This window comes from Haloarcula sp. KBTZ06, assembly GCF_048595605.1.
Taxonomy (GTDB): domain Archaea; phylum Halobacteriota; class Halobacteria; order Halobacteriales; family Haloarculaceae; genus Haloarcula; species Haloarcula hispanica.
Genome location: NZ_CP184337.1, coordinates 1,091,768 through 1,116,735 on the forward strand (window position 1 = coordinate 1,091,768; position 24,968 = coordinate 1,116,735).

Consider the following 24,968-nt stretch of genomic DNA (forward strand, 5'->3'; position numbering starts at 1 on the left):
CGCTCTTAGGGTCACCGATCAAATATCTCAGCACATCCCATGAGCCAAACCGATAGCGCCGGAGCACGGCTAACACTCGACCTGTGGCATCCGAACTGCTGGGCTATCGAAGCGACCGACTGCACTGATGGCGGCATCCTGGCACACACGGTGCAACAGACCGCCCAGTCGCCAGCGGCATCGGTCAATGGCGTGTTTACGGCGTACGGAGCCACGAAGTCGGCTGTCGAGGACTGCCTCGACGCAGTCCGTGCGTCACCTCACGCCGGAGAGATACAGGAACTTCAGGCACGCATCGGACACAAGCGCGATGCACCGGGAACCGTCGTCAGACAGTTCCTGCTAGAGTACGACCCAGAAGAGTTAGTCTGCCCAACACTCCTCGAACACGGATTCGTCCACAGCGCGCCCGTTCGTATCGAAGACGGGCGCGAACGGTGGCAAGTGAGCTTCACCGGAGAGCGGCCCGAAATACAGTCCGCACTCGATGCCGTCGAAGCCGACGCCGACGCTGACGTGTCGGTCGAGTCCATCGTCACGCCTGACAGCGACTCCGAGCGGTCGGTGGGTGGGCTCCGAACCGACTCGCTAACGCCGGCCCAGCGGCGCGCGTTCGAAGCGGCCCGCGAGGCCGGCTACTATCAGTGGCCGCGTGGGATTTCGGTCCGCGAACTCGCCGACCAGATGGATATTTCGAAGACCACGCTCCTCGAACATCTCCGAACTGCGGAGTCGAAACTTCTGGACCCCGAGTAGCCCTCCCAGGGACCTGCATCCGGAAGGGTCTACGTCTGAGACGTGCGTGATCCCGGCATCTGCAGCCACCAGTAGGACGTTCCATTTCGAGCCGGTATGATCTCTTGTAGTCCGGTCGGGAGTCCCCCAACAAGCGCGTGCCAGAGCGCTGCTCGGTCGAGCTACCTGCTGGGAGGCCCCGCAGTGTAATCCGGCCGCACCTCCTGTCTCGTATGCGGCTATCGAAATCGTCCATTGAGACAACACAGCTGAGAAGCAGAATCCGCCCAGTTCTATATAGCGCTATATGATTTATTAGTTCAGCAGCCACCACCCGGAGTGCGGCAATAGTGTTGAATAGACAACAATAAAATCACAGTAGCGAGTAAATTTCGGCCTCGTACACATCCCTGACCCGAGTTCCCCATTCGTGGGTGTAGGTATCGATGACGTCCTGTGCCACGTCGCCTCTGAGGTATTTGACGACGCCGCGATCACCGGTCCGATCCCGAAGGTGTGTCGTGAAGAAGTGCCGGAAGTAGTGCGGCGTAACGTTCTCTTCGGCTCCCCCACCGTCCGAGTACCAACCGAACTCGCGCGCGTGGGATTCGACGATGTGGTGTACCATATTCGGCGTGAGTCGCTCCCCCCAGCTGTCGCTTGTAGACACAAACAGCGGCGCTGCTGGGGACTGTGTGTCCGGCCGAATTGCGAGCCAGTGCCGCAGCACTGATGCCAGTTCGGCGTCGACAGGGATCGTCGTCTCCCGTTTCCGCTTGTTGGACGCTGTCCGCTCTTCCCCGTTACTGGCCTCGCCACGAGCCGTGTCTGCCGCGACGAACAACGAGTCCGGACGCCCGTCGAGCCCCGCTCGGACCGGGATCTCCGGTCTGGGGCCGGGGGTTTCGAGGTTGAGGTCACGGATATCGAGGTTACACAGTTCGCCGGCCCGCATACCCGTTTTCAGCAACGTCACTACGATAGCCCGCTCTAGCGGATGTGGGACGCTGTCGACGAACGTCCGCATCGACTGGAGGTCGATTTCGCGGCGGGTCGGGTCGGTATTGATGGACTCGTCCATCTCTTCCATGACCAGCGTCATCGGGTTCGATTCGAAGACACCTACCTGTGTCATGTACGCGAAAAACCGGTGTAGATAGGAGGCGTACGTCGCGACTGTACTTTCTTCGACGTTACCGCGGAGGCTGTGAACATATGCCATGCAGTCCCGGTGGGAGGCCTCCTGGACGGGAATGGGCTGGTGGCCGTCTGCCAGATAGGACTCGAAGTCCCGAAGGACGCGCTCGTAGGAGGCACGAGTTCGGTCGCTCTTTCCGTGGTACGTGATGTCATCGAGGAAATACCCGACCGGGTCCGACTCGGCGTCCGGCGTGGTCGTATCCGTGCTCATTCGTCCCGAACGTACCCTCCGTGTCGCCCGCTGTACTGCACTTCGTTGTTGGACTGCAGTTCCTGCAGCGTCTCTTCGAGGCGTTCCTCGATATCGTCGGTCAGTCCGGCGAGCAGGTCGTCCCACTCGTAGTAGTCTCCGTCAGCCAGAATCTCTCGGACCCGGTCTTCCAGCCCGTCACCCCCAGGGGTAGCGTCCGGAGAACGGGGTTCCTCGCTCTCGCTCTCAGCGGCGTCCGACTCGGTTGTTTCGGATGCTACTGGCTCGAACCCGCTTCGGCCCGCCTGTACCATCGTCCGGACGAACTCGCTTTGACTCATATCCAGTTCCTCGGCGTGGGCCTGCCACTGTTCTTTCTGGTAGGCCGGAATGTACGTCCGAACCGTCGTTCGTTCACTGTCACTGGACACATTTTACCCTGGGACGCCGGGGACTTCAATGTAGTCCCATACTCAGGGATAAACACACTTATTTGGGTGCGTGGTACCCTATTTGCGGGAGTTATGCGCCGATACTGATAGTAGTCTGTCATTTTAGCAGTAGATAAGGTCAGATACACAAATACAAAATGGGCGTAGATTTCTGTCCCTCATCTGATCGGTCCACTCCATTACCCGGATAAAGTGCTCTGTTGAATAGCGGTGTTGGTTGAGGTGGTCGGAATTTGAGTCGGCTTGTTAGTAGCTGACGCTAGTGGTCTCAAGACCGGGGTCGTCTCAGTGTAGCTCAGATGCCGCTATTCAACACAGCAGGATAAAGACGTATGGTAGCACAGTCACGGATTGTCAATACGAGGCAGTGTCGTTCTGATCTAGTGAGAGACCACTTCGAGTGGGTCCGAGACTATTCCGGCCTGGTTCAGCTACTCACCAATACTCAAACCAGTGGACCGGACAGTCTGTCGCAACCGCTCAGGTGTCGCAGACCCTTCCTGCATACCGTCCCCTTGCTCTCTCACGCTGCATACCGACAGCCGCGACTTTCCCGGATGACACGCGCGTCAGTTCTGGTGACGCGCCTGTTGGCGCTGTTGCCAAATGGAGAGGCCGTCTATGTCCCGCCGTAATCGCCATATTACGACTTTATTGGGGGAAGCCGTCGTTGCCTAAGTATGCCGGGACTGTTCTCTCTCTCGGACTCAAGGCCCCAAAGTGTACTCCACAAGCTGCTAAAGCGCGCACCCGTCGCTGCTACAGTGCCAGTCTTGGCGACCCTCGCTATCGTGACCCTCTACACACCACTGGTTCGCTGCAGTGGCCGAAAAGCGCCCTCTCGCCACGAGAACAGTGGCTCGGTTGGGAAACACAGATCGCCGTTAAAATACCCTATCGACGGTTCCGCAGCCAAATGCAGAATGGCCTTCCTCAGAAGCGACCGCTGCGTACCGGTGACTTCGGTTACGGTCAGCCATATTCGATATTTCCGCTCCCGACTGAGCGGAATGTCCCGCTTTCCACCACCGTCCCTGAACGCTCTGTTCAGTGCAAGGTATAGGACGCTGTCAGCAACCAGATACGTGACCTACTCGAGCCTTGCTATCCCTTTTCCACATGGATCACCCAGGTATATCGAAAGTGGACCCAATATAAACCGCGAGTGCCAGAGAATGTCGGACTGAAACCCTACTTCATTAGCGTGTCCAGGCTGAAGCTAGCGACATGCGCGTTCGACGATACGCACTTTCTCAGGCGGGTGGGTCCGATGGCTAACGACGCACTTGTCCTTTTGTTCATGATTGCGATTGTACTCGTAGTCATGGCTGTTACCCTTATTGGTGGGTTCTATCTGGTCAAATACCTCGTCGAGCGGACGTTCAATTCGTGATCTCGTTTCCTCACCAGTGCGCGTCGGAAGTCTGTGGAGCTAAGTGGCTGAGATTACTGTCTGTAGTCCATCTACTGTCCTCGGACTCACCATCACACGGTCTGTTCCGAACACATAAACTGTATACCGCTATATCGAATGGGGGTTGGTGGTCGAAACGACGTGAATTTAGCGGGCATGTCCCGGTCTCGAACACCTCGCTGGTTATGCCCGAGAGCGTCGTTTCACAGATATCCGTCGAGAAGTCGTCGATATGGCTGACGACTCGATCAACCGCGATCTCTTTGAGGAAACAGCGGCGGCTCGCCACTGGTTCCACAGTCAAGGGTAATCCTATTGCTCGTCGTCCGTGTTCGAAGCGCCGGAGCGACGGTCGTCAATTTGGTTCGTCTCGTCGGACGTAGGTGGTTCAACCTACTCAGTCTCACATGGAATCAGCCGATCCAACAACTACACTTCTGAATAGCGGGAACTCTCTTTATCTCTCGGCCACCGCATTTCAGAAGCTACTGATGAATTTGGTTCGTTCTGTGGCACTTTGCGCCCAAATGTCAGCATAAGATTATATATAGTGGGGACTTGGATGGGAAACGGAGTATGGGTGAGGTACAAAGTCAAACCGGTGGTGGACTGTCACCACTTCGGTTCATGGTACAGAAGTACAATGAAGTGATTGACCGCGTCGTCGAGGGCATACTAGTGCCGTACGGGACACGCATAGCATTCCTCACGTATGCCTTCGTTTTTTCATATTATGGGTTTCTGAAGGTCCAGGCACTGTTTAGCGGGCTATCGACACCAGTCCGTGGTGAGGTCCATGCGGTGGTCACTATCCTTGGTCTTCCGGAACTAGGGATCTCTCTGACCGCAGTGATGGTGTTCATTGGAGTGTATGAGCTGACGATCGGGCTGTTGTTCCTCCTCCAGAAAATTCGGGCCATATTTTTCCTGTTCCTTGGCCACCAGTTTGTCACCCTCGCGACGCTCGTGATTGCCCGATCCGCGTACTTCCAGGAACCGTTTCTACTAGGGACAGTTCCGTGGCTGTTTGACGCGTTCGCGGCGTACATTCTGAAAAACACGATATTCATCGGTGGCTTTCTTGTACTGGCTGCTGTGGAACTCGGACAAGGAAGCCCCGAGGCTGCGACAGCTAAATCCGCTAAGATGGAGTCAGCAGTGTCGACTGATTGACCGCTGGCGCTAAAACGGTTTAGCACGGTGAACGCGGTGGGGGTAGTTGTTGCCCCACCTCAGTGATGTCGAATGTTGTACCAGCGCTGGGTCGTTGCCGAACCGCAGTTGCCACCAGCCCCGGCGCTGTAGAGCAGCCTGTCTGTGGTGCAGAGCGTCCTGTAAAATAGACTACTACTTGTCTTCTCCAGTCGCCACTCCCAGAATCGTTGTCTCGGCGTCGAAATATGTCGGGGCATCGGTATCGATTTCGAATTCAAGAACGGTTTCAAGATCACCGGTCCCCTCAGTGAGTTGCTCGGCGAGATCCGTATAGCCCTCTGCGAGCGTCCGGTATTCGTCGATTTCGTCCTGTTTCGCCTGTGCTCGCTTCTGCTTGGCCTCGATGTTTTCGACAGCGGCTTCCGCATCGGGTTCCGGTCGGCCTGAACTTTCAGACAATGTCGCACGAGCGTCGGCGGTGTCCTGTTCGATTTCTTCGAGCAAATCGGAGAGCTCCGCACTGCGCTGGTCCAGATGGCCAGCAAGAATCGCAGCCTGGGTTCGACAGTACTCGGCGAGTTCCGCCTGCGAGATTTCTCCTGCGTCGTCGCTCATTAAAAGAAGTACGTCGCCAGCGCGAAAATCGGTTTCGGTGAACCGGATTACTCTTCTTCCTCTTCGCCCAGACTCTGTGACGGACCGCCCGAGAAGACGAACTCGTGCTCGGCTTCGGTCTCGAAGCGGTTCAGGATGTCACCGAGTGGCTTCGCGTAGCGTTTGAGCTGTTCGGCACGCGAAGACACTTCGTTGAGCTCTGCGGCCTGCTCTTCGGCTGCGCCGGCCACGGTCTGGGTTTCGGCCATCATCTGGTCACTTGTCTCGGCTGCCGACTGTAGCGTCGTCGCCACCGTCCGGAACCGCTCGAGCGAGTCACCAAGGTCGATGTCCGGATTGTCCGCTTCCAGTTCTTCGAGCGTGTCCACGAGGGTATCGAGGTCCTCTGAGATGGTCGCGAGGCGGTCCTTCTGGTCGTAGGCGTCGTCGGAGATTTTCTGTGTGGATTCGGCCACCTGCTCGGACGCGTCACGGACGGACTCCGCACTCGACAGAACGACGTCTCCGGATTCCGCGACTTCGTCGGCGAAGCTGTTGAGCTGACCGATCGTCTTTTCGAGTTCGTCGACCATGCCGTTGAACTCGCTGGCGATCCGGTCCATCGACTCGTTCTCGCCGTCGGTTGCCATCCGCTCGGTGAGGTTTCCAGCGGCCGTCTCCTCCATCACGTCGGAGAATTCTTCGGCCTTCTTCTGGAGGTATTTGTTGACTTCAAGGGCTTCCGCGCGGGAAACCTCTGCCTCTTTCTGTGCACGCTCGGCCTCGTTGATCTGTTGTTTGAGCGCGTCGCGCATATCAGCGAACCCGCTGTACAGGCGGCCGATATTGTCGATACGACTGGTGGCGATCTCGACGTCGAGGTTCCCCTGTCGCATCTGGTCCGTCTTTCGGGTCAGGCGGTCGATGGACGTTGCCGTGTTGTACCCGAGTATCGCACCGACGCCCGCGATGAGCAACACCATCAGTGCCGTGCCGATAAGTCCGTACTGCTGGACGTTCTGGACGAAGCCAAAGACCGCGGAGTTGGGTGCGTGTACGAGAACGACCCAGTCAGTGCCCTGAATCGGTGCATAGCCGACAGTGTAGCGCTCGTTGAGTACGTCAGTCGCCGGCATGTCAGCGGTGACGCCGGACTGTTGCTCCGACGAGCGGAGGTCATCTGCCGCGTCGATCGGTTCCGTGGCAGGGCTGTTCGAGCTATACGACTGCAGCATGTTTTCGCCGAGGCCGCGGCTCCCGTCTCTGGGTTCGTCGATCATGACGACCGCCGACCCGTTGACGACCTGCGTGAATCCGCCTTCGGCCCTGTTGTTCCCCTGAAGCGAGTTCGCGATTTCGTCGAGCGAGTACTCGATGAGGATATACCGGTTCTGTGAGGCATCGACAGGACTGGCGAAGCCGACGACCGGGCCGGAGTTCGTCTGGTACACGTCGGAGACGGCGACATCGCTTGCCGTTTCGAAGTTCGCACCGGTAAGCCAGGCCCTGCTCGTCGATTCGAGCGCCGAGTTAGTCAGCACCTGTGAGTTAGATGTGCTGGCGACAACCTGGGATTGGCCGGCATTCCGTTCGACCAGATGGATGTCGGCAGCATCTGCGGACAAGGCGGCTTTCCGATTGTTGAGTTCGATATTGATGTCTTCGGTATCACTACTGGCCCAAACGTCGTCGGAAGAGACGAACTGGGTCGATAACCGGTTTCGATCAACCCACTGTGACAGGATATCAGCCTCCTGTGCGGCGGCGTTTTCGTAGTCGCTCAGAACCTGTTGTTCCGTGTAGTCCTTGACTTGCTCTGTCGCGGCAAGGCCGATGAGCCCAACCGACAGCGCCATCACGAAGAGGACGATACCGAATTTGAGTGCGAAGTTTCGCCGGATGAAATCCGGGACGACTGTTGCAAGAATCCCACCGGAGGCGTTCGAATCGTTTTCTGAACTGTCTGGTATCTGTGTGTCTCCTGAACTCATAGCTAGTTCCCTCCAAGCGAGCAGTTAGCCGCTGGACCGCTGTCGCATGCGTACTGTACATCCGCTGGTTCCCCAATCAGGCCGTAGTAGGTGCCGTAGGACTGCTGAACCTCTGGCTTTCCTTTCACGACTGGCACCTGGCGCATCGCCTGGTGGTCACAGGCTCGGAGCGTCTGTGCTCCGAGACCGGCGTCGTACTCGTGTCCTTCGAGCGCTCCGATGACATCGATCGGATTGAACGTTCCCGCCCGCTCGGCTGCACTGGCGTATTGCAGCGTTTGCGTGTATGCGATGTGGGCTGCTCCTGATGGGGACGCCGATTTCGAGGTCCCCGTCGAACTGCCGTACTCCTCACGGAACGATTCTCGGAAGGTATCAGACAGCGGCGAGTTGATCTCCGGACTCCAAGCGACCGTTCCGATAACACCCTCTATCGCATCGCCTGCGGTCCGAGCAATATCTCTCGAGGTTATCGGAAGGACGATATTCGACTCCGGGAACTCCTCCCGGAACGCTCTGAGTGCGTTTACTGCGTCGAGGCCCCCCAGTCCGAGCACGATCACGTCGAAATCGACCGACTTGATGTCTTCTGCGTACTGAGAGTAGTCGGTCGTCCCGACCTGAGCAGTTGTGTCCCAAACAGGTGCCCAGCCGAGATTCCCGAGGGCTGTATCCATCTCATCCCGGAGCGTCTGTCCCCACTCATTGTCCTGGGAGATCTTGACGTAATTGACGTCGTCTCCGAACTCGTTACTGAGGGCCGGAGCCAGCGCTTTGGCCGCCATGTGGTTGTTGTACATCTCGCGGAAGGAGTACCGGTTGCAGTCGATACCCGTCAGCGAGTTCGCGTTGGCCATCGTCGCCATGTACACGACCTGGTTCTGTGCGGCGACCTCCTGATTGGCCAGGCCGGAATTGCTGGACGTTCCGCCAGCAAGCATAATCACCTCCTCGCTATCAACAAGCCGCTGTGCGTTGCTCCGGGCGGTCTCCGAATTACCACCCGTGTCTTCGACAGCGAATTCGACATCCTTATCGAGAAGTCCGTCACCGTCCAGCGGTGACTCGTACTGCTCGCTCGTTACCCACCCACCACCGTTGTTAATGTGCTTGACCGCGAGTTTGAAACCTCGGAGCTCCTGCTTGCCGGCCGTTGAGTACGCCCCCGAGGAAGCGACGTTGAAACCGAACGTCACCGAATCCCCGGACACCGGAAAGTTTCCAACTGGCGTTGGGGTCGGCGTCCCGTCCCCATCTGTCACTCCCTCGCTGCCACCACAGCCTGCAAGTCCGGCCAGTCCGGCCGCACCAATCGAACGGAGTAGGTTCCGCCTAAAGACGGACGGCCCACCACCATCTCTCCCTGAATCCATACTGGCGTGTCTAAATTAGTATAGCACATAAACTTTTGGAGAAAACTTATACTGTCCATAACCCATGACGAAAAATACGAGCTAACGCCCTCCACCCCAGTAAGGTGTAATTAACAGGTCCGTTAGACGACGGGTTCTCCGGGATTTATACCCAGCCAGTGAGCAACGTCGGATATGACGGAGTTAGTTACGTTCGGTGAGACGATGTTGCGGTTGTCGCCACCTGACGACGAGCGACTGGAGACTGCAGACCAGTACATCGTCAGGGCGGCTGGTGCGGAGTCAAACGTCGCGGTCGCTGCTCAACGGCTTGGGCTCGATGCATTGTGGGCCTCAAAGCTCCCCGACTCACCGGTTGGTCGCCGAGTCACGGGAGAACTCAAACACCATGGCGTATCGGTCGATGTCGCCTGGGACGACTCGGACAGCGCCCGACAGGGAACCTACTATCTGGAGCAGGGTAGTCCACCGCGGGGCAACGATGTTATCTACGATCGCCAGAGCGCCAGTGTCACGACCGCCACACCGGGGGAGCTTCCGACGGAGACCATCGCGGACGCCGCGGGATTCCACACCTCGGGTATCACACCGGCGCTCTCAGAGACGCTCGAATCGACCACTGCTGACCTCCTCTCGCTCGCACAGGACGCGGGCACGACCACGAGCCTCGATCTGAACTACCGCTCGAAGCTCTGGACGCCGGCGGAAGCCCGCTCGGTCCTGACCGGGCTATTCCCGTCTGTCGACGTACTCGTCGTCGCCGAACGCGACGCGAACGTCGTGTTGGACCGGACCGGTGATGCGGAAACGATTGCCCGGGACCTCGCCGCCGAGTACGGGTTCGAAGCAACAGTAATCACCCGTGGCAGCGACGGGGCGCTCGCGCTTGCCGACGGGGCTGTAACGGAGCAACCGACGTTCGAGTCGACCGACGCCCATCCGGTCGGGACCGGCGACTCCTTCGTCGGCGGCTTCCTCTCGCAGTATCTCTCCGGTGGCAGCGTCGCGGACGGGCTCGCCTGGGGTGCTGCGACAGCCGCACTCAAACGGACGATTCCGGGCGACATTGCCGTCGTGTCACCCGAGGAAATCCGTTCGATTCTCAGTGGCGACACGGAAGCGATTTCCCGGTAGCTACGCCGTCCAGCAAGGTTCTTATCCCTTCGCGGGGAACGGCAGGGTATGATTAACTATGAACGCTGTAAACTGTGGCTCCCCAGAGACGGAGGTCACAATGCGTAGCGCAAAGATTGTCTGTACCCTCGGCCCTGCGTCGGACTCGGTCGACGACATCGCGTCACTTGCAAAGGCCGGGATGTCTGTTGCCAGACTGAACGCGAGCCACGGTTCGCCGGAACACCGCCGTGAAATGATCGATCGCATCCGCGAGGTAGACGAGGCGGTCGAGGAACCGGTCGCGGCCATGCTCGATATGCCTGGGCCGGAAGTCCGGACCGCGGAGATCGACGAGCCGATTCAGCTCACGGAGGGGTCCACCATCCGCTACGTCGTCGGCGACGACGCGACGCCCGAGGAGGTCGGCCTCTCGCAGTCGATCACGGCGGTCGAGCCGGGCGACCGGGTGTTGCTTGACGACGGACGCATCGAGACGACTGTCGAACGTGTCGAGGACGACACGGTGTTTGCGACCGTCGAGAACGGCGGTGAACTGGCCGCCCGCAAGGGTGTCAACGTTCCCGGCGTCGAACTCGACCTGCCGACGATTACGGCAAACGACGAGCGAGAACTCGACGTGGCCGCCGAGAAGGAGCCGGATTTCGTGGCCGCGTCGTTCGTCCGTGACGGCGAGGACATCTACGAGATCAGCCAGGCGCTCGAAGAGCGCGGCGTCGACATCCCGATCATCGCCAAGATCGAACGGGCCGGGGCCGTCGAGAACCTCGACTCGATCATCGACGAGGCCTACGGCGTGATGGTTGCCCGCGGTGACCTCGGCGTCGAGTGCCCGCTCGAAGACGTGCCGATCATTCAAAAGCGTATCATCCGTCGGTGTCACGAGGCCGGCGTCCCGGTCATCACGGCCACCGAGATGCTCGACTCGATGGTCCACTCCCGGCGGCCGACCCGCGCGGAGGCCTCAGACGTAGCAAACGCAGTGCTTGACGGCACCGATGCAGTGATGCTCTCGGGCGAGACAGCGATCGGTGACCACCCGGCTCGCGTCGTCGAGACGATGGACCGGATTATCCGCGATGTCGAGAGCAGCGAGGAGTACGCCGAGTCCCGGGAACAGCGCGTGCCAAACGCCGGTGACACCCGGACAGACGCGCTCGCGCGCTCCGGCCGGTTCCTCGCGCGTGACATCGGGGCGTCGGCGATTGTCGCCGCGTCCGAGTCCGGCTACACCGCCCTGAAATCGGCGAAGTACCGGCCCTCGATCCCCATCGTCGCGTCGACGCCGAGCGAGCGCGTCCGCCGGAAGCTCGCGCTCTCGTGGGGTATCACACCCGTAACGACCGAGTACACCACCGAAGGCGCTGATGCCGTCATCCAGACGGCAGTGCAGGCGGCTCTCGACACCGAAGCCGCGGACAGCGGTGACACGGTCGTCGTTCTCTCCGGGATGATGACTGAACTGGAGGGGATGAACACGGCGAACATGCTGAAAGTCCACGTCGCGGCCGAAACAGTCGCTAGCGGTCGGTCCATCGTCGACGGTCTGGTTACCGGTCCGGTTCACCGGATTTCGACGGCACCGCCCCAGGAGTCACCGGGCGACCTCTCGAAGGTCCCCGACGGGGCTATTCTGGCAGTGCCCGAAGGGTTCGACGGCGAATTCGTCGGCGACACCAGCCGTATCGGGGGCATCATCGACGCCCACGAGGGCGTCACGAGCTACGCGGCCATCGTCGCCCGCGAGCTTTCGATTCCGATGATCTCGAACGCGGACTTGCCCGATGCTGTCTCCGACGGATCGACCGTCACGCTAGACTCCGAGCGCGGCGTCGTCTACGAGGAGGCCGTTGGCCGAGAGGACATCTCGGGCAGGGAGCGAGACTACTGACCGCGGTAGAATCTGTGTAGTTAAGTATCGGTGGGGCAACCCTTCGACCAGCATGGGCGCTTACGCAGGGGTCGACCTCGGAGCGACACATATTCGGGCTGTTATCGGTGACGAGACGGGTTCGATACTCTCGTCACACAAAACTGAGACACCGCGTGGACCGGCAGGTATCGCGGTCACGGAGGTGGTCCTCGACGCGATCCGACAGGCCTGTGACGCCGCCGATATCGCCCCCACAGACGTGGTTGCCGCCGGTATCGGGTCCTTCGGTCCGATGGATCTGGCCGAAGGGGTCGTCGAAAACCCCGCGAACCTCCCCGACACCATCGACCGGATTCCGCTGACCGGGCCGGTGGAAAATCTCATCGGCAGCGAGCGGGTGTCGCTGCACAACGACGCCAACGCCGGCGTCATCGGTGAGCGGTTCTACTCGGACCGGAGCCCCGATGACATGGTGTATCTCACAATCTCCTCCGGGGTCGGTGCCGGGGTCGCTGTCGACGGGAATATCCTCTCAGGCTGGGACGGCAACGCTGGAGAAGTCGGCCACTTGACGATCGACCCACATGGGTTCATGACCTGTGGCTGTGGGCACGACGGCCACTGGGAAGCGTACTGTTCGGGCGAGAACATCCCGCGGTACGCCACACAACTGCACCGGGAGGACCCCGTCGAGACGGCGCTCCCGATCGAGACTGAGGAGTTTTCCGCGGCGGATATCTTCGAATATGCCGGCGAAGACGAGTTCGCGTCCCACGTCCTCGACCAGATCTGTCACTGGAACGCGATCGGCGTCGCGAACATCGTCCACGCGTACGCGCCCCTCGTCGTCTACGTCGGTGGGGCCGTTGCGCTCAACAACCCCGAGCAGGTGCTAGACCCGATCCGAGACCGGCTCGACGACATGGTGATGTCGAACATTCCGGATATCCAGTTGACGCAGTTCGGTGACGACGTCGTAGTCCGTGGCGCACTGGCGTCCGCGCTGACTGGCGGCACAGGTGACCCGTCACAGCGCGTTTGAAAAGCGTCGACCTGACCGCGAAACGTCGGCCTACTGTTGCAGGTCGTACAGCCGCCGGAAGGCCGTCGGGGGGAACCGCGGTTCGACACGGCTCGGCGGGCGGCCCTGTCCGTTGGTGGTCGTCGCCTCGACACGGTCGACGACACCGGATTCGGCCATTTCGTAGAGGAACCGTTTGACCGTCCCGGGCGAGAGGTCGACTGATTGTGCCGACGCAATCGCCTCCGTCGTTGCCGTTACCGAGGAGCGTTCGCTCTCCTCCAGGTCGATGAGTTCCCTGAGAACGGCCTGTCGGTTCGTCGGCAGGGAGAGGACGACGCCCAACGAAATGCAGGGGTCGGGCACCTCCGCGATGGCCGCGTCGACGTTGGCCTGTGTGATGCGGTCCTGGCCCCGTTCCTCGGCCAACTCCGCAGCGATAAACAGTGCGGCAAGGGCATCGTGGGCGTTTCCGTCCGCCCAATCGGCGATATGCCTCGCCAGACCGTGATCGAGTCCCTGCTGAGCCAGCCCGTTCGAGGTTCTGGTCATCAACACGTCGACGAGCATCTGCCGCTGATAGCGGTCGATACTGATCGACTCGGCGGTGTACCGCGTCAGTTCCGTTGTCGACGGGTCGTCGCGACCGATAGCGAGCCAGCTGACGTTGCTCGGTAAGCCAGCAAACAGGTCAACGAGGGCCGGGGCCTGGATGCTCTCCGGTTCGCTGATGTGGTCGACTGCAATGACGATGCCCGTGCGTTGCTCTCGTACCAGTTCGTGGAGTCGGGATTTGAGCGTCTCCGTCCCGATCCCGTGTTCCGGCACCGATTCGTCCACGAGCGAGTCCAGCACTGCATGGTAGAACGCGAACTCGCTTGCGGTCTCTCGGGCGTTCACGTAGACGAACGACGGCGAGGTCGGTGGCTGTGCACGGGTCGTCGTGTGGATAATCGCCTGTTGCTCCGTCGGGAGCTGTTCTAAATTGGCGAACAGCGCCGTGATAACTGCGGACTTCCCTGAACCACGGGGGCCGTACACGTACGCGTTCGGCGGAAGCTGCCCATCGAACACCGGATCGAGGTGGTCAAGTAGGCGCTCGAGCACCGGACCGCGGTCAGCCGGCTCCTCTATGTGGACGACCGGTGAGATCGACTCGTAATCCTGAATGAGCCGTGGCTCACCGTTCCGGCGTTGTCGACGCTTGATTCTCGCTTCGATGTCCATGCTTGGAAATTAGATCGTGTGTATATTCGATTGGACCTGTAAATAAAAAGCCGTATGAGTTCTTACGGCAGGGGGATCGCTGCGGACGTCGTGAACACTCCAGCCAGTGCCAGAATGCCCAGGATGAGGGTCGTCGTGATGATCGAGGCGGCTGGCGGGTCAAAGTGCGTATCCGAGTGCGCATAGAAGATGCGCTGGTAGACCTCACCGAACAGCGCACCCAGGATACCGAAGAATGCGCCCAGTCCGAGCGCGACTAGGACGCTCGCTCCATCCGTCATCGCCATACTAGCGACGAACGTTGCTGGGAGCGTCATGTGGTGTGTGACCGGGAATTTCTCCACGCCGAGGTTCAGGAACAGCAGACTCGCTGCTGAGATACCGAACGGGAGGAAGAGACTTCCAGTCTTCGCGAAGATGTACGCACCGAGGATGCCGGTGATGAGCCCGAGCATTGCGACGTGTGTCCACTTGTACTGGTGTGGCAGCCACGGCTCGACAGCCGGTCGCTCGGCAGCCATGGCTCCGCCATCCGTTGCGACTTCTTCACTGTTGCTCGACCGCATCTTTCCGCTCTCGAACGGCGACATATCGAGCAGGCCACTTCCGCGGGCACGGCCGATAACCGGGTAGCCGAAGACCAGACGGGCGATAACAGCCGTCAGGATAACGCCTGCTGCAGGCGGGTCGATTGGAATCCCGAGTCCACCGGACGTCTGCCGGATTGCCATCCCCAGGATGCCGAACACACCACCGACGGCGAGGACGTCCGGTCGGGTACCGAGGGCGTAGGCGATGTCCTTCGCCGGGTGGTAGTCACCGTCGTCCGGCTCGTACATTCCGTCGTACTTCGCGGCGTAAGCGGCTGCTGCCACACCACCAGCGAAGGCGACGTGTGGCCCGAACACGGGACCGAAGGCCAGCGGGCCGACGATGCCGGCTCCGTACCCACCGGCGCCACCCGCGATGACGTCAGGAGAACCGCCGACGAACGACTCTGAGACGACGTTGCCGGCTTCTCCGATAAGCACCATGAAGCCGGTGAAACAGAACGCCGGGAGTGCACCGATAGATGCCCCGAACGCGCCGCCCGCGAACGCCGCGATGGCGAGGACGAGCATATCGACTGCCGTGAGTCCGAATGCGATTGCCATCTGTTATTCCTCCTGTGCCCAGTCGCGGGAACGGTCGACGGCGTCGTCCCAGCGATCGTACATCTTGTCTGCCTTCTCGGCGTCCATCTCCGGCGAGAACTCCTTGTCGACCTGCCAGTTGTCGCGGAGCTCGTCGACGGTGTCCCAGTACCCGACGGCGAGACCGGCCGCATAGGCCGACCCCAGTGCGGTGGTCTCGTCGACCTGCGGGCGGGCGATATCCGTCTGGATGATGTCCGACTGGAGCTGACAGAGGAAGTTGTTCTTGACTGCACCGCCGTCGACTCGCAACGTCGTCATCTCGACACCGGAGTCTTCCTCCATCGCCTCCGCGAGGTCGCGGGTCTGGTATGCGATGGATTCCAGGGTCGCACGCACGATGTGCTCCTTTCGCGTTCCGCGAGTCATACCGACAATCGTCCCGCGGGCGCGGCCGTCCCAGTGCGGAGCGCCGAGCCCCGTGAAGGCCGGCACCATGTAGACACCGTCGGTCGATTCGACCGAGCGGGCCAGTTCCGCCGTCTGGGCGGCGTTGTTGATGAGGTCGACGTCTTCGAGCCATTCGATTGCCGCGCCGGCGATGAAGATGGAGCCTTCAAGCGCGTACTGGACGGGTTCACCGGACATCTGGAAGCCAATCGTCGTCAGCAGGCCGTTATCGGAGGCGACTGCTTCGGAACCGGTGTTCATCAGATAGAACGCGCCGGTACCGTAGGTGTTCTTCGCATCACCCTTGTCGAAGCAGGTCTGGCCGAACAGCGCGGCCTGCTGGTCACCCAGCGCGCCCGCAACGGGGACTTCCTCTTCGAGGAAGCCGTCCGCATCGGTGTGTCCGTACAGGCTCTCGTCGGAGGACGGGCGGACTTCCGGAACCATGGACTCCGGGACGCCGAACTCTTCGAGGAGTTCCTCGTCCCACTCCATGTCGTGGATGTTGTACAGCATCGTCCGCGATGCGTTCGAGACATCCGTAATGTGGTTGCCGGTGAGCTTGTAGATGAGCCACGCGTCGATGGTCCCCATCAGGAGTTCACCGTCTTCGGCCCGCTCACGGAGGTCAGCGCCGCGCGAGCTCTGCATCTTGAGTGGCTCCGCGTTGTCGAGGATCCACTCGGTCTTGGTTGCCGAGAAGTAGGCGTCACATTCCAGCCCGGTCTTCCCCCGGATCCACTCGACCTTGTCTTCCTCTTGGATCTCCTCGACGCGGTCGGTGGTTCGGCGGTCCTGCCAGACCAGCGCGTTGTGGACCGGCTTGCCGGTCTCTTTGTCCCAGACGATCGTCGTCTCACGCTGGTTCGTGATGCCGAGTGCCTCCAGCTGTTCGGCACCGACACCTGCATCCGCAAGCCCCTTGGTCACGACTTCCTGCGTGTTTTCCCAGATTTCGACGGGGTCGTGCTCGACCCAGCCGGGCTCCGGATAGATCTGTTCGTGCTTCTCGTAGGCGTTCGCAACGACCTGGCCGCTATGGTCGAATACCATGAAGCGAGTGCCAGTCGTTCCCTGGTCGATCGCGCCAACGTATGTGTCTGCCATTGTTGTGTTCTCCGTGGTGGAGGTAGCTTATTTATGAAAGCTACCACCTTGACAGTAAACAACATAGTGAACCATTATAAAGATTACTAATGGTGATGTTTGGCTAGTAAAGAAAGGACGGGACGGCGCTACCGGTCGGAATCGTACCGCTCAAGCTGTTTCGTGACCTGTGTGTCGAGTCGGTCGAGCGCGGACGGGACCGAGTCGGGCCCGTCCATACTGTCGACCGCGTCTTCGATGATCGTTCGCACCGTATCGAACGGACCGATCTGTGCGCCCCGTGTCGCTGTGGTGTCGCGTGTGTCGACGAGCTGGTCGAACGCCGTTCTGTAGTGTGGGTTCTGTTCGAACCAGTCCGCCGACCGGAGCTGTGGGATCGCATCGGCGTGCACTGGGAAGTACCCGGTTTCCTGATGCCACCGACGCTGCTGGGCCGGTTCGGTGAGCCATGTGAGGAACTCGCCGACCGCGTCGTGCACGGCCTCGGAAACCGCATCACCGACCCAGAGGGACGCACCGCCGACGAGTACGCCGGTCCGGTCGTCGAGGACGGGGAACCGGCCGGTTCCGACGTCGAAGTCAGCGCTGCTTTCGATGCTGTTCAGCGACGATGTCGAGCCGATCAGCATCGCAGCGTTCCCCTCGGCGAAGTGGGTCCGAGCGGCTCCTCTGGCTTCGATGCCGGGGTCGTGGTACAGTCCGTCCGCTTCGAGGCCTTTCCACCACTCGAATAAGTCGTGGGCGAACTCCCCGTCGAGATGGCTCTCCGTTGGCGACCCGGACCGCCCGTTGTTCTGGTCCACAAGGAGCTGGTCAGCCTCGGCAAACCACTGTTCGACGAACCACGAGTAGTTCGCGAACGTGATACCTGTATCCACGCCTCTCCCGTCGACGAGCTGCTCGGCCGCGCTTCGTACGTCAGCGAGGGTTTCCGGCGGTGAATCGGGATCGAGCCCCGCCGCCCTGAACGCGTCGCGGTTGTACGCCATCACCGGGTTCGACGCGTTGAACGGGAGCGAGTGGAGCGTCCCGTCGAAGCGGTAGTAGTTCGTCACCGGGTCGAGCAGCGAGTCGATGTGGGTTGCGGGGAGGAGATCCTCGACTGGCGTAAAGTGTCCACTGTCGCGCGCACGCGTAGTGCCGATCTCGAAGATCTGTGCGATCGCGGGCGGATCGCCGTTTTCGGCGGCGTTCAGCGTTGCATCGAGGGTCCCGCGGTAGCTCCCTTTCGACCGCAGTGTGAGACTAATACCCTCGGTCTGTGATTCGAACTCGCGGACGAGCTCTTCAAGCAGTAGCGCTTTCTCGCCGCCCATCGCGTGCCAGAACTCGACGACGGTTCCGTCCGTGTTCGCTGCCGCCGAACCGGTCGCAAGTTCGAAGGAATCCAGCGACGCGTCCAGTGATTCGGCCCGCTCGGTGAGCGTCGACACCCGCGTCGAGACCTCCGCGAGTTCCGTCGTCTGGTCCGCTGCGGCGTCGGCGGCGATAGCCGCCTCTTCGGCTGTCCGGGCGCTGATGTCCTCGACGTCGTCGACCATCGACACCACTTCCTGCGTGGAATCAGCCTGCGTATCCGTCGCATCGTCGATCTCCTGGACGCTCGAATCGACCTCTTCGACCATCGAGACGACGGAATCCAGTTCGTCGAGCGCGCTGGCGACTGACGAGCGGGTGTCTTCGACACTCTCCCGCGTATCGTACATCTCCGAAACCGTCGTGTCGGCCTGTTCGTGGACCTCCTGAATGGAGGCTGCGATCTCGTCGGTCGCCTCCTTCGTCTCGGTCGCGAGCGATTTGACCTCCTCTGCGACGACGGCGAACCCGTCGCCGGATTCGCCTGCTCGGGCCGCTTCGATGTTGGCGTTCAGCGCCAGCATGTTGGTCTGGTCCGCGACGTCCGTGATGAAACCCACAATCTCCTCGATGTCCGACAGCAGGTCGTTCAGTCGCTCGACCTTGTCGACGGTCGCTTCGGCGTTGTCGGTCAACCGGTCGAGCGTCGTCATCGCCGAGGACGCCGACTCCAGTGCGGATTCGCCTCGAACGCTGGCTTCGCTGGACGTGTCCGCGACCTCGTTTGCGGCGCTCGCTATCTCCTCGATCGTCGCCGAGAGGTTCCGCATCTCGTCGGAGATCGACTGTATCTCGTCGCGTTGCTCGTCCGACCCGGTCGAAATCTCTCCGACAGCGCCACTCACGTCCCGGCTGGCGGACTTGACCGACCCGAGACGGGTGTCGACCTGTTCCGTTGCGGCGGTCACCTGCTCGCTGAACGACGCCATCCGGTCGACGGTGTCGGTCCATTCCCGGAGCAGTTCACTGTATGCGTCGTACAGCGGCTCAGCTGCCTCAGCTGGTGGCTGCCCCGGTTTCGCAGTGAGGTCGCCGTCGGCGTTCGCCCTGGCAACAGAAGTGAGACGGTCGACAGCGGTTTCGAGCGCTTCACGTTCCGCCCGCTCTTGTTCGAGTTCCGCCGCCAGTTGCTCACATCGTGCTTCCAGCTCCGCCTGTTCAGGACCGTTTCCGGTCTCTGTGTCCTTCTGGAGGGCTTCTGCTGACGGCGGTTCAGTCTCCGACTCGTTTCCGTCCCGCCCCTCTGTGACGCCGCCGTCGGTGCGTTCCCCGTCAGGCGGGCCGTCTTCTGAATCAAGTGGGTTCCATTTACTCATTGTCGCTCCCGTTGGCCGAACGGCCAACACGTTCTCGGGAATAGTCCACTATCAAAATATATAATAGTTACTGTCGAAACGGTAGGAGTGATAATTAATCCGTGAGCGCGGTTTCTATCCTGCAACGTCGTCTGTAGTACGTCAGTAATTGAAAATGTGGAGTTATCTCTCGAATTTGAGAGAATATGTTCAACCACTGCCTTGACCAATCAGTAAAAAATAATGTGGTGTGCGTTTCCGATTAACAGTGGGTGTCACCGGGATTCCTCATGATTACATAGAAAATTTACTGCCCAAGCACCAGCAACGGTAAAGTGAAGTGTATGCGCTCCAAACCCACGGAAAGATAGATGGGACCGACACCACACATCGCCGTCATCGGTGGCGGCTCGACTGGGGCGGGCATCGCGCGGGACCTCGCGATGCGCGGGCTCGACGTGACCCTGGTAGAACAGGGAAACCTGACCCACGGGACCACGGGTCGGATGCACGGGCTGCTCCACAGCGGCGGGCGATACGCCGTTTCGGACCAGGCCAGCGCGACCGAGTGTATCGAGGAGAACCGGGTTCTCCGGGATATCGCCAGTCACTGCGTCGAAATGACTGGCGGCCTCTTCGTCAAGCGGCCGGAGGACTCCGAAGAGTACTTCCAGAAGAAACTGAGCGGCTGTGAGGAGTGCGGGATTCCCGCGGAAGTCGTCTCCGGCGAGGAGGCTCGGGCGATGGAACCCCACCTGGCGAAGGACATCGACAAGGCCATCAGCGTTCCCGACGGGGCAATCGACCCGTTCCGACTCGTCGTCGCGAACGCCGCGAGCGCACAGGAACACGGCGCACGGATCGAGACACACTCCAAAGTGACTGACCTCCTCGTCGAGAGCGGCGAGGTCGTCGGTATCGAGGTCGAACACGACTCCGGCCCCGGGAAACGCGTCCACGGCACGGAGGGCGGGACGGAGCAGATCCGCGCCGATTACGTCGTGAACGCGACGGGAGCCTGGGCCGGTCGCATCGGCGACATGGCCGGACTCGACATCGAAGTCCGCCCCTCCAAGGGCGTCATGACCATCATGAACATCCGCCAGGTCGACACCGTCATCAACCGCTGTCGGCCCAAGGGCGACGCCGACATCGTCGTGCCCCACGAGACGACCGCGATTCTGGGGACGACCGACGAGGAAGTCGAGGACCCCGAGGACTACCCCGAGGAGCAGTGGGAAGTCGACATGATGATCGACACCCTCTCGGAGCTGATTCCGATGCTCGACGAGGCGCGAACCATCCGCTCGTTCTGGGGCGTTCGCCCGCTGTACGAACCGCCGGACGTCGGCAGCGACGACCCGACGGACATCACACGGGACTTCTTCCTGCTCGACCACGACGAGCGCGACGACCTGCCTGGCATGACTAGCATCGTCGGTGGGAAGTTCACCACCTACCGGATGATGGGCGAACAGATCGCCGACCACGTCTGCGGGAAGTTCGGCATCGACGCCGACTGCCGGACCGCCGACGAGCCGCTCCCCGGCAGCGAGGACTTCTCGGTCCTGCGGGACTACATGGACGAGTTCGGGCTTCGCTCACCTATCGGCCGTCGGAGCGTCGAACGGCTCGGCTCCCGGGCCGACGACGTGCTCAAGACCGACGGGCCGAACCCGACGGTCTGTGAGTGCGAGGGCGTGACCCGCGCCGAGATTCAGGACGCTATCGAGGGGTCCGGCTCGGACCTCAACGCCGTCCGCATCCGCACCCGCGCGTCGATGGGGAACTGTCAGGGTGGCTTCTGCTCGCACCGGATGGCGAGCGAACTCCACTCGGAGTACGACGAGCCGGTCGTCCGCGAGGCCTGGGACGAACTGCTACAGGAGCGCTGGAAGGGACAACGACACGCCCTCTGGGGCGAACAGCTCTCCCAGGCGGCACTGAACTACGCGCTGCACGCCACCACGCAGAACCGCGACCAGGACCCGGCGGACGGCGATCCCGTCGATTTCTCGGCGTTCGATTCGGGCCGCGGACAGACAGGCGGCAGCGTCGACAGCGCGGACGTAGCCGCCGACGGAGGGACAAATGGCTATTGAGTCGGAGGTACTCGTCATCGGCGGCGGCCTCGGCGGGCTGACCAGCGCGCTGGCGGCCGCCCGCGAGGGAGCTGACGTGCGACTGGTCTCCTACAAACAGAGCACGCTCCGGCAGGCGTCGGGCCTTGTCGACGTGCTCGGCTACACGCCCGACGGCGACGGCCCGCTGACCGACCCGTACGAGGCGATTCCGTCGCTGCCGGAGGTCCACCCATACCGGAAAGTCGGCGTCCAGACGGTCCGGGACGCACTGTCGCTGTTTGACGACGCGGTCCCGACCTACGAGGGCGAACACACGGACACGAACGCGCTCCTGCCGACCCACGGCGGGAGTATCAAACCGACCGCCCGCTACCCGGCCGGGGCCAGCGCCGGTCTGGCCAGCGACACCCGCGATACGCTGCTGGTCGGCATCGAGGAAATGGTCGACTTCAATGCCCCGCACGTCGCCGCCCATCTCGACGCGACGGGCGTCCCATTCGACGTCCGCGGCGAGACGATCCGGTTCCCGGGCGACCTGCGCGCGGACGCGAAGGTCACGCGCTATGCCAAACTGCTCGATACCAACAGCGAGGTGGCAGTCCGCGGGCGAATGGTCCCAGCCCGCGAGGCGCTTGCCCAGCGCGTGAACCCGCTACTGGAGGACGAACAGCGGGTCGGCTTCCCAGCGATTCTCGGCGACGACAATCCCGGCGCTATCCGTGACTCGCTGAGCGACCACCTCGGCGTCGACGTGTTCGAGGTGCCGATGGGGCCGCCGTCGCTGCCCGGCCTCCGACTGGAGGACGCGCTGTTCTCGGCGCTGGACGAAGCCGGCGCGAGCATCGAAACCGGTAATCCGGTCGTCGACTTCGAGGGCGAAGACCGCATCGAGAAGGTGTTCATCGAAAAGAACGGCGCGAAGATACCCAACAGCGCCGACCAGTACGTCCTCGCCACCGGCGGCTTCGTCGGCAAGGGCGTCGAGTCCGACCGCGAGGGCGTGTACGAGCCGGTGTTCGACTGCCACGTCCCCCACGCCGAGGACCGGTACGATTGGTTCGACGGCGAACTGTTCGGCGACCACGAGTTCGCTCGCTACGGCGTAGCGACCGACGACGACCTGCGCCCCCTTGACGCGAGCGAGCAAAGCGAGTTCGAGAACCTGCGCGCCGCCGGCTCGGTGCTGGGCGGCTACGACTTCGCCGCCGAGAAATCCGGCAGTGGCGTCTCGATTGCAACAGGCTACGCGGCGGGCCAGCGCGCCGCACAGGAGGCACGATGAGTGACGCTGAAACCCCACCAGAGACAGAGTTTGACCCGGTAGCACCGAATACAGGCGAGGAGTTCGAACCAGTCGATGTCTTTCCCGACAGCGACGACTTCGACCTCCGACCCGGCGCGGACTCCTGTTACAAATGCTCGACTTGCGACACGAACTGCCCCGTCGCGGAGGTCGACGACGACTTCCCCGGCCCGAAGTTCCAGGGCCCCGAACAGTGGCGGCTCAAGCAGTCCGACGACGACCACGAGATCGACGACTCGGTGATGGACTGCTCGAACTGCATGCGCTGTGACAACGCCTGCCCGTCGGGCGTCCCGCTCAGCCAGATGCACAACACCGCCCGCGGGGAGTACGTCAGCGAGCAGATGGACAAGCTCTCCGTCGAGTACATCCGCAACCGCATCCTCGCGAACTACCGCACCTCCGCGTTCCTGGCGAGCAAGGTCCCCCGACTCGCGAACTTCGCCATGAACTTCGGGCCGGCCCGCTGGGTCATGGAGAAGACGATGGGTATCACCAGCGAGCGTGACTTCCCCGCCTTCGCAAAACAGACCTTCCGCGACTGGTGGGCCGACCGCGGCGGTCAGGTCCAGTCGCGGGAGAACGCGAGAGCCGCCCGCAAGCGCCGCGGACTCCCCGAGGACGCCGATAAGAAAGTTGCGTACTTCCACGGCTGTTACTCCAACTACAACACGCCGGAAGTCGGCAAGGCGACGGTCCGGGTGTTCGAGGAGTTCGGCTACGAGGTCGTCGCACCCGAGCAGAAGTGTTCCGGGACGCCGATGTTCGCAAACGGGATGCTCGACGACGCCCGCCGCCACGCCGAGACGAACGTCTCGTCGATGTCCGAACTCGTCGACGAGGGGTATCACGCAATCGCCTCCTGTACCTCGTGTTCGATGGCGCTCCGACAGGAATACCCCGAGCTGTTCGACATCGACGGTATCGACAAGGTGGCCGAAAACACCTTCGAGGCCATCGAGTACCTCCGCATCCACGAGGACCTCAAGGGCGAAGTGCAGGCGGCAGACGTTGACGGCGACCTCGCCGAGGAGTTCGCCTACCACGCCCCGTGTCACTCACGCAACCAGGGACTCGACCGCCAGGCCGTCGAACTGTTCCGCGACCTCGACGGCGTCGAAGTCGAAGACGTGGGCGACTCCTGTTCCGGCATTTCGGGGACCTACGGCTGGAAGGAAGAGAAGTACGAGAAGTCCATGGAGATCGGCGAGGAGATGTTCGAGCACATGGACCACGCTGAGGGCGAAACCGGCATGACCGAGTGTCCGACCTGCGCGATGCAGATGGAACACGGCAGCGGCTACGAGATCCGACATCCGCTCGAACTCCTCGAAGCCGCGCTGGTGGAGTAACTGAAAAACTCGCTTTCTGCGGTCTTAGTCCTCGCCGCGGACGAACGTGACCGGACACGGCGCGTTCAGCATGACTTCCTGTGCGGTGGAGCCGAAGACGGCCTTCCCGGTCGGCGAGCGCTTGCGGCCGCCGACGACGACGAGGTCCGACTGCGTGGCCTCGGCGAGGCTGACGATCTGCTCGCCGTGGTTGCCCACGGCACCGCGTACCTGTGTCGACAGCCCGGCGTCGTCGAACCGCGAGACGAGTTCCCGGACGGTTGTGTGGCGGTCGGCGACCTCGTCGGGGTCGGCTTCGCCGGTCGATTCGAATTCGAGCCTGTCGACGACGCCGTCGTACTGGTCGTCGGTGAATACGTGTGCGACGATGACTGTCGCGCCGGCCGGGCTCGCGATATCGAGCACGGCGTCGGCGAGTTCGTCGATTCGGTCGGCGTCGTTTGGTCCAACTGCAAGAAGAACAGTTTCGAGTGCCATACCGGCTACTCCGGGGGAAGACGCCTAAATCCTTCGATGGGTACTACTTTTG

General features: G+C 61.5%; 19 protein-coding genes. 9 read left to right on the forward strand and 10 right to left on the reverse strand.

The annotated features are described in order from the left end of the window. Nucleotides 1-39: 39 nt before the first annotated feature. Nucleotides 40-756 (forward strand): helix-turn-helix domain-containing protein, encoded by a 717-nt coding sequence (locus tag ACNO8S_RS05790; protein ID WP_050037877.1) that lies wholly within the window; start codon nucleotides 40-42, stop codon nucleotides 754-756. 352 nt (nucleotides 757-1,108) lie between these two features. On the opposite strand, the gene ACNO8S_RS05795 is transcribed toward ACNO8S_RS05790, so the two are convergent. Then, nucleotides 1,109-2,146 carry a tyrosine-type recombinase/integrase gene (locus ACNO8S_RS05795; RefSeq protein WP_064287928.1) on the reverse strand — a complete coding sequence of 346 codons (1,038 nt, stop codon included), beginning with the start codon at nucleotides 2,144-2,146 and terminating at the stop codon, nucleotides 1,109-1,111. Continuing rightward, nucleotides 2,143-2,556, reverse strand: a complete 414-nt coding sequence (locus ACNO8S_RS05800; protein ID WP_151103272.1) for a DUF5805 domain-containing protein — start codon at nucleotides 2,554-2,556, stop codon at nucleotides 2,143-2,145. The genes ACNO8S_RS05795 and ACNO8S_RS05800 overlap by 4 nt, the downstream gene beginning before the upstream one ends. 1,291 nt (nucleotides 2,557-3,847) lie before the next feature. Here ACNO8S_RS05800 and ACNO8S_RS05805 point away from each other — a divergent pair. Together ACNO8S_RS05805 and ACNO8S_RS05810 are read left to right on the forward strand one after the other, a co-directional pair. After that, on the forward strand, nucleotides 3,848-3,970 hold the full coding sequence (locus ACNO8S_RS05805) for a hypothetical protein (RefSeq protein WP_004962120.1): 123 nt from the start codon (nucleotides 3,848-3,850) through the stop codon (nucleotides 3,968-3,970). A 597-nt stretch (nucleotides 3,971-4,567) separates the two neighbouring features. Continuing rightward, entirely contained in the window at nucleotides 4,568-5,164 is a 597-nt protein-coding gene (locus tag ACNO8S_RS05810; RefSeq protein WP_023843222.1) for a hypothetical protein, read from the forward strand. Between the two features lie 174 nt (nucleotides 5,165-5,338). Here the strand turns inward: ACNO8S_RS05810 and ACNO8S_RS05815 are convergent, their stop codons facing one another. Genes ACNO8S_RS05815 through ACNO8S_RS05825 form a run of 3 tightly spaced genes read right to left on the reverse strand, consistent with a single transcriptional unit; the run spans nucleotide 5,339 to nucleotide 8,942 of the window. After that, the gene (locus ACNO8S_RS05815; RefSeq protein ID WP_050007401.1) at nucleotides 5,339-5,761 is read right to left on the reverse strand and encodes a hypothetical protein; all 423 of its coding nucleotides are present in this window, start codon (nucleotides 5,759-5,761) and stop codon (nucleotides 5,339-5,341) included. Nucleotides 5,762-5,808: 47 nt separating this feature from the next. Beyond that, nucleotides 5,809-7,731, reverse strand: coding sequence for a HAMP domain-containing protein (locus tag ACNO8S_RS05820; RefSeq protein WP_014040126.1), 1,923 nt, complete (start codon nucleotides 7,729-7,731; stop codon nucleotides 5,809-5,811). Between the two features lie 2 nt (nucleotides 7,732-7,733). Beyond that, on the reverse strand, nucleotides 7,734-8,942 hold the full coding sequence (locus ACNO8S_RS05825; protein ID WP_420182784.1) for an ABC transporter substrate-binding protein: 1,209 nt from the start codon (nucleotides 8,940-8,942) through the stop codon (nucleotides 7,734-7,736). 336 nt (nucleotides 8,943-9,278) lie between these two features. Between ACNO8S_RS05825 and kdgK1 the strand changes: the two genes are divergently transcribed. From kdgK1 to ACNO8S_RS05840, 3 genes are all read left to right on the forward strand, one after another. Then, nucleotides 9,279-10,238, forward strand: a complete 960-nt coding sequence (gene kdgK1 / locus ACNO8S_RS05830) for a bifunctional 2-dehydro-3-deoxygluconokinase/2-dehydro-3-deoxygalactonokinase (RefSeq protein ID WP_420182636.1) — start codon at nucleotides 9,279-9,281, stop codon at nucleotides 10,236-10,238. A 100-nt stretch (nucleotides 10,239-10,338) separates the two neighbouring features. After that, entirely contained in the window at nucleotides 10,339-12,129 is a 1,791-nt protein-coding gene (gene pyk, locus ACNO8S_RS05835) for a pyruvate kinase (protein ID WP_050038287.1), read from the forward strand. Between the two features lie 52 nt (nucleotides 12,130-12,181). Then, complete coding sequence (locus tag ACNO8S_RS05840) at nucleotides 12,182-13,153, forward strand: ROK family protein (RefSeq protein ID WP_420182637.1); 972 nt, start codon at nucleotides 12,182-12,184, stop codon at nucleotides 13,151-13,153. A 30-nt stretch (nucleotides 13,154-13,183) separates the two neighbouring features. Here ACNO8S_RS05840 and ACNO8S_RS05845 read toward each other — a convergent pair whose 3' ends face one another. The 4 genes from ACNO8S_RS05845 to ACNO8S_RS05860 all read right to left on the reverse strand — a co-directional run bounded on the left by ACNO8S_RS05845 (nucleotide 13,184) and on the right by ACNO8S_RS05860 (nucleotide 19,721). Then, nucleotides 13,184-14,359: a Cdc6/Cdc18 family protein gene (locus ACNO8S_RS05845; protein ID WP_050037880.1), complete on the reverse strand. Its 1,176-nt coding sequence runs from the start codon at nucleotides 14,357-14,359 to the stop codon at nucleotides 13,184-13,186. A 62-nt stretch (nucleotides 14,360-14,421) separates the two neighbouring features. Beyond that, nucleotides 14,422-15,513, reverse strand: a complete 1,092-nt coding sequence (locus ACNO8S_RS05850) for a hypothetical protein (RefSeq protein ID WP_014040132.1) — start codon at nucleotides 15,511-15,513, stop codon at nucleotides 14,422-14,424. 3 nt (nucleotides 15,514-15,516) lie between these two features. Next, nucleotides 15,517-17,049: a glycerol kinase GlpK gene (gene glpK / locus ACNO8S_RS05855; protein ID WP_064287933.1), complete on the reverse strand. Its 1,533-nt coding sequence runs from the start codon at nucleotides 17,047-17,049 to the stop codon at nucleotides 15,517-15,519. Nucleotides 17,050-17,177: 128 nt separating this feature from the next. Next, complete coding sequence (locus ACNO8S_RS05860) at nucleotides 17,178-19,721, reverse strand: extracellular solute-binding protein (protein ID WP_420182638.1); 2,544 nt, start codon at nucleotides 19,719-19,721, stop codon at nucleotides 17,178-17,180. 350 nt (nucleotides 19,722-20,071) lie between these two features. On the opposite strand from ACNO8S_RS05860, the gene glpA reads away from it, so the two are divergent. The 3 genes from glpA to ACNO8S_RS05875 are packed head-to-tail and all read left to right on the forward strand — an operon-like array spanning nucleotide 20,072 to nucleotide 24,439. Next, a complete protein-coding gene (glpA, locus tag ACNO8S_RS05865) occupies nucleotides 20,072-21,802 on the forward strand; it encodes an anaerobic glycerol-3-phosphate dehydrogenase subunit GlpA (protein ID WP_420182639.1) in 1,731 nt (576 codons plus the stop codon). Further along, nucleotides 21,792-23,066, forward strand: a complete 1,275-nt coding sequence (glpB, locus tag ACNO8S_RS05870) for a glycerol-3-phosphate dehydrogenase subunit GlpB (protein ID WP_420182640.1) — start codon at nucleotides 21,792-21,794, stop codon at nucleotides 23,064-23,066. The genes glpA and glpB overlap by 11 nt, the downstream gene beginning before the upstream one ends. Next, a complete protein-coding gene (locus ACNO8S_RS05875) occupies nucleotides 23,063-24,439 on the forward strand; it encodes an anaerobic glycerol-3-phosphate dehydrogenase subunit C (protein WP_420182641.1) in 1,377 nt (458 codons plus the stop codon). The genes glpB and ACNO8S_RS05875 overlap by 4 nt, the downstream gene beginning before the upstream one ends. Nucleotides 24,440-24,463: 24 nt before the next feature. On the opposite strand, the gene ACNO8S_RS05880 is transcribed toward ACNO8S_RS05875, so the two are convergent. Next, nucleotides 24,464-24,916 (reverse strand): universal stress protein, encoded by a 453-nt coding sequence (locus ACNO8S_RS05880; protein WP_008309612.1) that lies wholly within the window; start codon nucleotides 24,914-24,916, stop codon nucleotides 24,464-24,466. Between the last annotated feature and the right edge of the window lie 52 nt (nucleotides 24,917-24,968).